Origin of the sequence: cf. Phormidesmis sp. LEGE 11477, from assembly GCF_015207105.1 — a bacterium.
In the GTDB taxonomy this organism is placed as follows: domain Bacteria; phylum Cyanobacteriota; class Cyanobacteriia; order Phormidesmidales; family Phormidesmidaceae; genus Phormidesmis.
Genome location: NZ_JADEXO010000177.1, coordinates 1 through 8779 on the forward strand (window position 1 = coordinate 1; position 8779 = coordinate 8779).

Below are 8779 nucleotides of genomic sequence, written 5' to 3' on the forward strand. Positions count from 1 at the left end.
GCTCCCTAAACACGGGTTGCCCAGCGAGCAAATTGTGCGCCTGGCGCTTCAGCATCTACAGCCAACCGTTTTATCCAAACGTAAGTCCGCTCTACTTCTCCCTAAATTACTCAAAGCTAAACCTAAGTACCCTGAACGCCAAGAAGAACTGCCTGTTGCCGCTTAAAATAAAGCTCAGCTTTCAACAAAAACTTCGCACTGCCTAGTGAAGATAATTTGTTCTAAAATTGAAGAGAAAAGAAAACTTCAAAGGCAATCTGTTTAAGCTTTTCGTTTAATTGATTCTCAAAGCTTTCTTTTGGCCTAAAAACTGCTAGCAAAGCCAGCCTTCACCCTTTTAGCAGATGTTTTTCTTCACAGTGAAAAAATAACATATTTCTGTTAGGAAATATCGTATCAAAGCTGCATCAAAGCTGCTTGATTAAACAATGATTAATCAGGTGCTTCTGCTAACAAGTAAGCGTATTAAGAGTTAGCCTTTTCTCAACGGTCTGCTGTCTCTTAACGTATCAAGAGGAGACTACAAATATCATGAAACTATTCACCGTATCGACTAATAGGAAACATGCGCTAGGCCGTGCTTTCAATCGCCTAGCGACCTACTCGGCGGCGGCTGTACTCGGCGCAACGGGCACGGCGCTACTCACTCCTCAGCCAGCACTGGCCCAACAGCGAGTTGACCAAGCAGAAGTGAATCACCAGGTGATTGAGCAGCAGTCAGCAGCGGCCAATGTCGCAGACGTTGCCCAGCTACTAGAGACCGGGTTTTGCAGAGGCTGCAACCTGACAGGCGCTGACCTGACGGGCGAGCACTTGATCGGCGTGGATCTGCGAGGGGCAAACCTGACAGATGCTGTTCTTTCTGGCGCTAACTTAGAAGGCGCAGATCTAACAGGCGCAACCTTGATCAACACTGATCTCAGCGGCGCTTTCCTCACGCACACCCTGCTAGACGAAAGCGTAATTAGCAACGTCAACTTCTCTGAGGCGACTCTAATCTACACAAGTTTAGAAGGGGCCGAGATCAACGACGTTGATCTGCTCAACGCCCAAGTGATCAATACGCCAATCAGTGTTGGTGGCAGCTACGATCAGTAGAATATACGATCAGTAGAATGTATCTAGCGCTAAAGGAACGCTCGCTATGGTCGCGAAACTTCGGTGGCAGTCGTCGGATTTGGCACTGCTGCCTGACGACGGCAAACGCTACGAAATAGTCGATGGGGAGCTGCTAGTGACAAGAGCGCCGCATAGTCGTCATCAAGACGTCTGTGGAGAGATTTTCTACTACATCAAAGCCTGGTTAAAAGCAGAAGGCAGCGGCAAGGTTTGGTTCGGTCCAGGTATTGTCTTTACAGATTTTGACAACGTCATTCCTGATGTTGCTTGGGTTTCGCAGGCAAGGCCGCCCATTGCTCAAGACGACGGTGGCCATTTACTAGAAGCGCCAGATCTGGCTGTAGAAGTGCTGTCGGCCGGTCAGAAAGATATTGATCGCGATCGCAAGCTAAAGCTACGCTTATATTCTGTGCAGGGCGTCAAGGAATACTGGCTAGTGGACTGGCGAGCGAAGAAAGTCGAGATCTACCGCCGAGACTCTGGTCAGTTAGTGCTAACTGCGAGCCTGTTTGAAGGGGATGTGCTGACTAGTCCGCTGATGCCACAGTTTAGCTGTTTGGTTGACCTGCTTTTTGCGGCTTAGCGGGTTTAGCTGGTTGGTTCGTGTTTAGTGCTGACGACCAAGACTTCTGTAATTTTGCCGCGCTTGCTGGCTTTGGAGTTGATTGAGCGAGCGGCGGTGATGGTCTGGATAGTGAAGTCGGCGTACAGCTCGCGGATGAAAGGGCAGTCAGAATTCGACGCGAGAATTTGTACGCCTTCGGTCGCTAGCTGCTGAATGGTGTCTTTGAGGAGAGTTTGCTGCTCGGTAGTGAAGCGATCGCGACTATAGGCCGTGAACTTGCTAGTGTCGCTCAGTGGGTGATAGGGCGGATCAAAATAGACGAAATCTTGAGCGTTTTGCGCCTGCTTGGCGACATCGGTAAAGGGCTGTTCTGAAATATCCGCAATTTGCAGCGCGGCAGAGGCGGCTTGCAGCAGGTCAGGCACGCAAATTTTGGGGCTTTTGTAGCGGCCTATAGGGACGTTGAACTGTCCCTTAGAATTTTCTCTATACAGGCCGTTGTAGCAGGTCTTGTTGAGGTAGATAAACCGGGCAGCCTGGGCAACGGGCTCAGTTTCTATCGCGGCGCGAACCTGATAGTAATGGGTTTCGCTGTGCTGTTGCTGGTGAAAGGCTAGCTGGTGGATCAGTGCGTCTACCCGATCGCGCACACATCGATACACATTGACCAGGGCGGGATTGAGATCGCTGAGGTAGGCCCGTTTCCCTTGAGCCTGTAGCTGTGGCGCTAGATGAAAGAAAAGAGCGCCGCCGCCTAAAAATGGCTCGTGATAGCGCTGAAAGTCTGTCGGTAAAAAAGGCCGATACTGCTCTATCAGGCGCGATTTGCCACCCGCCCACTTGATAAAAGGACGAGCCGCCGCGACCAGGTGAGCGGTTTGGCCAGCGGTTTTGGCGGCGGCAATCGCTGAAGCGGTCAAAGGCGGTGTCATAAAAGCGGTGGCGTAGACGAACTCTACTGAAGATGCCGCCTAAGATCGAGGCAGCAGATCGAGACAGCAGATCGAAGCAGCAGTAATAATACTTGCGGTAGGATAGTACGTGATAACTCTAGTTCAGCGTAACCTGTTTCTTCAGCTCTAGTCTTTCTGCTTCGGTCTTTCTGCTCTTTATCCTTTCGCTATCATGCAAGAGTTTTTTGACAATGTATCGCGCTACCCTCGCTATTTGATCAGCTTTTCATTAGGGATTTTTTACAACGCGATCGCGCCCCTGATTCCTTTACTGAAGCGGCCTACGACTGCGATCGCCCTGATTGGCGCTGCGGTTGCCTTCTTCATCGGCCTCAGCTTCATCCTCAGAGCGATGCTGGGTTTAACATAGCGTTACTGGCATCGCGTTACTGGCATCGTGTTACTGGCATTGCGTTCAGTTTTCGTTACCTTCTCCTCATTATTCTTTCAATTCAATATGGCAACTAGTAGACGAGTCGCAAAAGTCTCAGCCTCTATCAAGCGTGAAGTCAGCCAAATGCTGCTCAGCGACATCAAAGACGATCGCGTCGGTGCCGGGATGGTTAGCATCACTGATGTAGACGTGGCCGGAGATTTGCAGCATGCCAAAATCTTTGTCAGCATCTACGGCACCGACGAGGCCAAAGCCGAGACCATGGCAGGACTAAAAGCGGCTGAAGGCTACGTGCGTAGACAGCTAGGCCAAAGAATGAAGCTGCGCCGTACGCCAGAAGTCACCTTCAAAGAAGACCGCTCTTTTGATCTGGCAACCAACGTCTTGAACGTGCTCAACCAGATCAGCGCCGAGCGCCAAGCAGGCGACTCAATCGATGCTCAAGAGCTAGGCGATACTGATTCTCTATAGCCACTAGTTGTAGGCCATCTCTGGCAAGGCAAACGCATACTCCCTCACTGTCTCAGTAAGAGCTATCAAAACAGTCTTTACCAAGAAGCAGCTATCCTCTTCTGCCTGCTGGATTACCGTTTGATAGTGAAGTTTATTCATCATTCTGGCTATGCTGCTTCGCTGTTAGACAGAAGTTCGGCCACTAACGGCTTTGATTTGTCTAGCTGGCTGACTGCTAGGATAGAAAATCCTAAAAGGTTCCCCGACGAATCGACCCGTTCCATGACAGCATCGTTTTTAGTTTCTCGCATGTAGCCAGGTGCGTCAGAAAAAAGAACCTCTAAAAAATCAGCTTCAGGGTCAAACCAAACTTTTATCTGCTGGGCCATACATCAACTCCTTTTTTAGGTTTATCTGTAAAGTAGGCGGTGATGATGAATGCGTCAGTAGGTAAGTACTTGACGACGACGCACAGCCATTTATCGCCGACGGTAGTTTGATTGTAGAACCGATAGAGCAGATTTATAGCGTCATCACTCTTGGACTTTCTGACGAGATTGGGATGTTTGATTGTCTCTATAATAGCGGGTTCCATACCGACCATTTCGGGGTGGAGCAAGATATGGGCAAGCCGTTCGTCGGTGAGGCGGATAGGCCGATTTTGGTAGTCTCTCAGAATGGTCATAAGAAGACCTACCTTGTAAAGCACTTAGGCTTTTTGTGTAGTGATAATAGCAAAGTCTTCGGGGTAGCTTTTGTGAATAGCTGCATGTCGCTTGAAGGTGTGGCGCTCGAATGCGGGTCGCCTGAATATGTGACTAGAGATCGAAGAGCCAGCCCTATTTAATAAGACCGTCTAAAAGTCACAGACTAGAAGTGCAAAGCCAGCGCCCAAACTGTTGGGTAGAGGGCTTTTGTGATTAAGTCAGTCGTTCTCTTATGGCGAATGTTTGGGCAATTCACTCAGTTGGCGATTCTTTGGTGGAATATTTGAGGGATAGCTACGAGCCTTTTTCTCAAGCAAATGAATCTGGCCCGAATGCGGTGCCTGATTGTACGTTCAAGCTACTCTCTAGTCTCGCACTTGATGATATGGAGAGTGCAGACGATGATAATCAGCTATCGATCTATCTGTATCGGGTCAATATCAATGAGCATCTACGCAATTCGCGTCAGGCTAATGGATCGTCTCAACAAAAAGAGCCGCTCTCGCTAGATCTGCACTTTCTAATGACGGCGTGGTCTAAGAACGCAATGGCCGAACAGCTAATACTTGCTTGGGCAATGCGTCAACTGCACGATCATCCGCTGCTGGATCGTTCTTATCTGAGCGCGCAGGCGAACTGGAATAGAGAAGATGTCGTGCAAATTATCCCAGCAGAGCTGACTCACGAAGATATGATGCGGATTTGGGACACGCTAAAGCCAGCTTATCGATTGAGCTTTGGCTATGTGGCCAGGGTAGTGCGGATAGAGTCAGAACAGGTGGGTAGCGATCTGCCGGTGGTGGCGACGCGAATGGTGTGGGGCGAGCTGGCAGAAAATGAACCAGTAGAGAGGGCGTCATGAGTGCTGCGGTGGCTGGTCGAGATTGGATGGTGAGAGAATGGCGCGATCGCAGAGTGATTGCGGGCCTACGCTTTGTCGATGCAACAACAGGCGGCAGCATTCTTCAGCCTTTGCGACTGGCGGCGGCGCGAAGCGAGTTTGTACAGAACCGAAGGGGATTCTATGTGTTGCTATCAGCGCCTGGGTTTGAGAACTATACAAACACATTCGATATTACAAATGCTGTAGCGCCCGCTGCAACCGTTTTGAATATCAATATTCAAGATCCTACGGGTCAATATCTGCCTCGTCAGTTTTCTCTTTCTTTACCAAGAGATGCTGATAGCGATCTTGATAGTGTTGGCGATGAGTCTCTGTTTCGTCCGGTTCGGGTGACGCTGTATCCCTCTGCGATCGCACCCACCAACCCTAACTGGGCCATCCTCAGAACCACCGTTCTAAACAATGCCAATCAGCGACTGCCCTGGGCGCTGATTAAAACCACCGTCAACACAGAAACGACACTGACTCAGGCCGACTGGCGAGGCGAAGCGCTAATTGCCATCCCTGGCATTCCAATCGTGACCGCTAGCAGCGATGAATCTTCAGAAGATCCCTCTACTAGAGAGTTTTCCGCCGATTTAGAAGTTGTCTTTGACCCAGCGCTAAACACGATTGCTGAGGACGCTAATTTTCTTGAGCTAGTCGATCCCAATCCCGGCTACATGCCCAATCCAGAACAGCTCAATGCCGACCGGAGAACGCTGCAAACTGGCTCAGAGACGCTGATGCTAGCCTCTGGCCGACATCGCTCACTGCGGCTAGCCGTCACGCTGTCCTAGCTGTTTTAACTCTTCTTATTCATTCATCCAAACTCTTTTATCCATCCTTTAGGAACAACGGCCATGCCACAGTATCTCGCTCCCGGCGTCTATGTTGAAGAAACCCCCAGTACCAAGTCAATAGAAGGGGTGAGTACGAGCACAGCCGGGTTCGTCGGCCTGACGCGGCGAGGGCCAGTGGCAGATCCTGACAGTGGTAATTTAGTCGAGCTGATTACCAGCTTTGGTGATTTTGAGCGGATTTATGGCGGGCTAGAGAATCTAGAAATTGGTGAAGATATCATCAACTATCTGGCGCACTCGGTCAGAGCTTTCTTTAATGAAGGCGGCGGACGGCTCTATGTTTCGCGGGTTTATCTACCGCCAGCAGATGACGATAACGGTATTGCTAGCGTCAGTCTCGGTAACGGCTTTCAAATAGATGCTCGCTTTCCGGGCAGCGCCTACAACGGTAAGATTTCGTTCGCTGAGGTGAGCGCACCTGCTGCCAATGCGACCCTAGCGGCTGCCCCAGAAGGTACGCTTTTACGTGCTAGCGGTGGCAGCACCGGACTATTCTTAAAAGGAAGCGCGGGCTGGCAAAACTCGGACCAGTCAGTAACGCTACCTTTTCCCCTCGCTGATGGAACAACAGTTGAGATTTTGAGCCTGAACGTTGTTACAACAGATGCCGATGGCAATGAGCTGGCCTATGAGGGATTGGGCTTTGGCGCAGCGCATCCTCGATCTTTGGGTAAGGTGCTGACGGCTACGCCTAATCGCAGAAGTGATTATTTGCAAAACCTCTATGCGATGGTTGAGCCGGATGGTGCGACAGCGTTTGCGCTACACGATACGCTCTTTGGCGGCAGTACGGCGTTAACAGACGGAGAGATTTCGCTGGGCGGCGGTAGCGATGGCGCTTCGCCAACTGCTAATGCCTTTAAATCAGCCTTGGATGAGCTAGCTGGACTAGAAGATATCTCGATTGTGGCAGCGCCTGGATATTCGGCCTTTGAAAGTGAGGCGGTTGGCATTCAAAAAGAGCTGATTAGCCATGCAGAGAGAAGACGCAGCTATCGAATTGCGGTACTAGATACGCTAGTAGCTCAGTCTGTCTCGCAGGCGCGGGTAGCAAAAAGCGAGATTGATTCTAAGTATGCGGCGCTCTACTATCCGTGGGTGACGGTGGCGAATCCGCTATTTCGACCGGGTAATGCTGGCATTGCGGCGGAGATTGATTTGCCGCCAAGTGGCTTTGTCGCTGGGATCTATGCGCGTAATGATGTGGAAAGAGGCGTGTTCAAAGCACCTGCCAATGAAGTAGTGCGCGGGGCGCTGCGGTTTGAAAGAGAAGTGAATTTTGCTGAGCAGGAGGTGCTTAATCCGGCTGGGGTGAACTGTTTAAGATTTTTCCCAGGGCGAGGATACCGGGTATGGGGAGCGCGGACGATTAGCTCTGATCCTGAGTGGAAGTATGTGAATATCCGCCGATATTTCAACTATCTAGAGCAGTCAATTGATCGGGGCACACAGTGGGCGGTGTTTGAACCGAACGGGCCGCAGCTATGGACGAATGTGCGCGATACGATTTCAGCATTTCTGTATAACGAGTGGATTTCTGGGGCGCTGTTAGGAGAGTCTGTGAACGAGGCGTTTTTTGTGAAGTGCGATCGCTCCACCATGACTCAAAACGATCTTGACAATGGCCGACTGATCTGTCTGATCGGCGTAGCAGTGGTCAAGCCTGCCGAGTTTGTAATCTTCCGTATCAGTCAGAAGACAGCAGACGTCAACGTCTGAGCACTATCCCTTCTAGAGAATACATTTATAAGGAACAACAGCTATGCCAAGAACTCACCCCTATCCCGCTTTTAATTTTCTAGTGAATCTAAATGGTCCAGTTGGGCCAGAAGAGCCTTTGGGCGGGTTTTCTGACGTGTCAGGGCTAGGCACTGAAATCACAATTGCAGAATATCGTAACGGCAACGAAAAAGAGAATCGCACTCGAAAAGTTCCCGGCATCTACAAAGCGTCTGACGTGACCCTAAAGCGCGGCGTGGTGGATTCTTCTGATCTGTGGAAGTGGGTGCAAGATTCTCGCACTCAAGGACCTGACGCCCAAAGAGAAGTGGTAATCACGCTGCGCGATGAGGCAGGGACTAGCATTCAAGCTTGGAAGCTGCGCGGCGTGGTACCGATGAAATATACTGCGCCGACGTTTGCGGCCAAGGGCGGCGGTGATTTGGCATTGGAAGAACTGACCCTTTCGGCTGAGACAATCGAGTTCGAGAAGCTCTAGAGGCAAGGCGATGAAAGGGCTGCGGTTTATCACTCAAGCACCGACTATTGAGGTCAATCCGAATCGTTCGGATGTGGCCTGCTTTGTAGGCGTTGTCGGGAGAAAGGAGAGCTATGTGCCAGAGGCGATCGCACATTGGCTACGTGATCGCGGCTGGACAGTCGGCCCCACTGCTAGAGCAGGCGCTCAGTCAATAGAGGTAGCGACCGCTGAAGAACCCGATCTGCCCCCAAAGCCTAGAACGCTGCTAGATGTGCCAGTGCCAATTGATAGCTGGGCCGTATTTGAGCAGCTATTTGAATCAGAGAGATTAGTCAAAACAGAAAGCGTGCTAAAGGGAGGAACCTACCTGAGCGCGGCAGTGAGATCTTTCTTTATTCAAGGGGGAAGGCGCTGCTATGTAGTGCGCGTGAACGATCCGCTGCCAATTACAACAGAGCGATCGCAGCGTTTGTCTCTGATTTCTAAGCTGATTCCAGGCTATGACACAGGGCTGCTAGCCGGAAATCCGAGCGATCGCATTTCCTGGAGCGGTGTCAGCCATCTCTTGGGCCTGCCAGAAGTCTCGTTCTTGTGTTTGCCCGATTTATGCGATCTAGTCGCCGACGACCCGCTTCCCCTACC

The 8779-nt window shown here is 50.8% G+C and carries 13 protein-coding genes; 9 read left to right on the forward strand and 4 right to left on the reverse strand.

Annotated elements, in window-relative coordinates; all coding sequences use genetic code 11:
* Positions 1–531: 531 nt before the first annotated feature.
* Together IQ256_RS27425 and IQ256_RS27430 are read left to right on the forward strand one after the other, a co-directional pair.
* A complete protein-coding gene (locus IQ256_RS27425; protein ID WP_193858870.1) occupies positions 532–1098 on the forward strand; it encodes a pentapeptide repeat-containing protein in 567 nt (188 codons plus the stop codon).
* A 46-nt stretch (positions 1099–1144) separates the two neighbouring features.
* Positions 1145–1702, forward strand: coding sequence for a Uma2 family endonuclease (locus IQ256_RS27430; protein WP_193858871.1), 558 nt, complete (start codon positions 1145–1147; stop codon positions 1700–1702).
* 5 nt (positions 1703–1707) lie between these two features.
* On the opposite strand, the gene IQ256_RS27435 is transcribed toward IQ256_RS27430, so the two are convergent.
* Positions 1708–2616 (reverse strand): DNA adenine methylase, encoded by a 909-nt coding sequence (locus IQ256_RS27435; protein WP_193858872.1) that lies wholly within the window; start codon positions 2614–2616, stop codon positions 1708–1710.
* A 193-nt stretch (positions 2617–2809) separates the two neighbouring features.
* On the opposite strand from IQ256_RS27435, the gene IQ256_RS27440 reads away from it, so the two are divergent.
* Both IQ256_RS27440 and rbfA read left to right on the forward strand, forming a co-directional pair.
* Positions 2810–3007: a DUF751 family protein gene (locus IQ256_RS27440; RefSeq protein ID WP_193858873.1), complete on the forward strand. Its 198-nt coding sequence runs from the start codon at positions 2810–2812 to the stop codon at positions 3005–3007.
* An 87-nt stretch (positions 3008–3094) separates the two neighbouring features.
* Positions 3095–3502, forward strand: a complete 408-nt coding sequence (rbfA, locus tag IQ256_RS27445; RefSeq protein ID WP_193858874.1) for a 30S ribosome-binding factor RbfA — start codon at positions 3095–3097, stop codon at positions 3500–3502.
* Positions 3503–3505: 3 nt separating this feature from the next.
* Here the strand turns inward: rbfA and IQ256_RS27450 are convergent, their stop codons facing one another.
* Genes IQ256_RS27450 through IQ256_RS27460 form a run of 3 tightly spaced genes read right to left on the reverse strand, consistent with a single transcriptional unit; the run spans position 3506 to position 4169 of the window.
* The gene (locus IQ256_RS27450; RefSeq protein WP_193858875.1) at positions 3506–3646 is read right to left on the reverse strand and encodes a hypothetical protein; all 141 of its coding nucleotides are present in this window, start codon (positions 3644–3646) and stop codon (positions 3506–3508) included.
* A 5-nt stretch (positions 3647–3651) separates the two neighbouring features.
* Positions 3652–3873 carry a DUF2283 domain-containing protein gene (locus IQ256_RS27455; RefSeq protein WP_193858876.1) on the reverse strand — a complete coding sequence of 74 codons (222 nt, stop codon included), beginning with the start codon at positions 3871–3873 and terminating at the stop codon, positions 3652–3654.
* Positions 3858–4169: a hypothetical protein gene (locus IQ256_RS27460; protein WP_193858877.1), complete on the reverse strand. Its 312-nt coding sequence runs from the start codon at positions 4167–4169 to the stop codon at positions 3858–3860. The genes IQ256_RS27455 and IQ256_RS27460 overlap by 16 nt, the downstream gene beginning before the upstream one ends.
* Positions 4170–4423: 254 nt before the next feature.
* Between IQ256_RS27460 and IQ256_RS27465 the strand changes: the two genes are divergently transcribed.
* From IQ256_RS27465 to IQ256_RS27485, 5 genes are all read left to right on the forward strand, one after another.
* Complete coding sequence (locus tag IQ256_RS27465) at positions 4424–5053, forward strand: DUF4255 domain-containing protein (protein ID WP_193858878.1); 630 nt, start codon at positions 4424–4426, stop codon at positions 5051–5053.
* Entirely contained in the window at positions 5050–5874 is an 825-nt protein-coding gene (locus tag IQ256_RS27470; RefSeq protein ID WP_193858879.1) for a hypothetical protein, read from the forward strand. Before IQ256_RS27465 ends, IQ256_RS27470 begins: the two co-directional genes overlap by 4 nt.
* A gap of 63 nt (positions 5875–5937) precedes the next feature.
* The gene (locus IQ256_RS27475; protein ID WP_193858880.1) at positions 5938–7656 is read left to right on the forward strand and encodes a phage tail sheath subtilisin-like domain-containing protein; all 1719 of its coding nucleotides are present in this window, start codon (positions 5938–5940) and stop codon (positions 7654–7656) included.
* A 43-nt stretch (positions 7657–7699) separates the two neighbouring features.
* On the forward strand, positions 7700–8155 hold the full coding sequence (locus IQ256_RS27480; protein WP_193858881.1) for a phage tail protein: 456 nt from the start codon (positions 7700–7702) through the stop codon (positions 8153–8155).
* 10 nt (positions 8156–8165) lie between these two features.
* Positions 8166–8779, forward strand: a 614-nt coding sequence (locus tag IQ256_RS27485) for a hypothetical protein (RefSeq protein ID WP_228025344.1), incomplete at its 3' end; no start/stop codon positions are given.

What these genes read in the sequence shown, in the direction of transcription:
- IQ256_RS27460 (WP_193858877.1), bottom strand. Translation starts at nt 4,169, where the DNA reads ATGACCATTCTGAGAGACTACCAAAATCGGCCTATCCGCCTCACCGAC.
- IQ256_RS27430 (WP_193858871.1), top strand. Translation starts at nt 1,145, where the DNA reads ATGGTCGCGAAACTTCGGTGGCAGTCGTCGGATTTGGCACTGCTGCCT.
- IQ256_RS27440 (WP_193858873.1), top strand. Translation starts at nt 2,810, where the DNA reads ATGCAAGAGTTTTTTGACAATGTATCGCGCTACCCTCGCTATTTGATC.
- IQ256_RS27470 (WP_193858879.1), top strand. Translation starts at nt 5,050, where the DNA reads ATGAGTGCTGCGGTGGCTGGTCGAGATTGGATGGTGAGAGAATGGCGC.
- IQ256_RS27455 (WP_193858876.1), bottom strand. Translation starts at nt 3,873, where the DNA reads ATGGCCCAGCAGATAAAAGTTTGGTTTGACCCTGAAGCTGATTTTTTA.
- rbfA (WP_193858874.1), top strand. Translation starts at nt 3,095, where the DNA reads ATGGCAACTAGTAGACGAGTCGCAAAAGTCTCAGCCTCTATCAAGCGT.
- IQ256_RS27425 (WP_193858870.1), top strand. Translation starts at nt 532, where the DNA reads ATGAAACTATTCACCGTATCGACTAATAGGAAACATGCGCTAGGCCGT.
- IQ256_RS27475 (WP_193858880.1), top strand. Translation starts at nt 5,938, where the DNA reads ATGCCACAGTATCTCGCTCCCGGCGTCTATGTTGAAGAAACCCCCAGT.
- IQ256_RS27435 (WP_193858872.1), bottom strand. Translation starts at nt 2,616, where the DNA reads ATGACACCGCCTTTGACCGCTTCAGCGATTGCCGCCGCCAAAACCGCT.
- IQ256_RS27480 (WP_193858881.1), top strand. Translation starts at nt 7,700, where the DNA reads ATGCCAAGAACTCACCCCTATCCCGCTTTTAATTTTCTAGTGAATCTA.
- IQ256_RS27450 (WP_193858875.1), bottom strand. Translation starts at nt 3,646, where the DNA reads ATGATGAATAAACTTCACTATCAAACGGTAATCCAGCAGGCAGAAGAG.
- IQ256_RS27465 (WP_193858878.1), top strand. Translation starts at nt 4,424, where the DNA reads ATGGCGAATGTTTGGGCAATTCACTCAGTTGGCGATTCTTTGGTGGAA.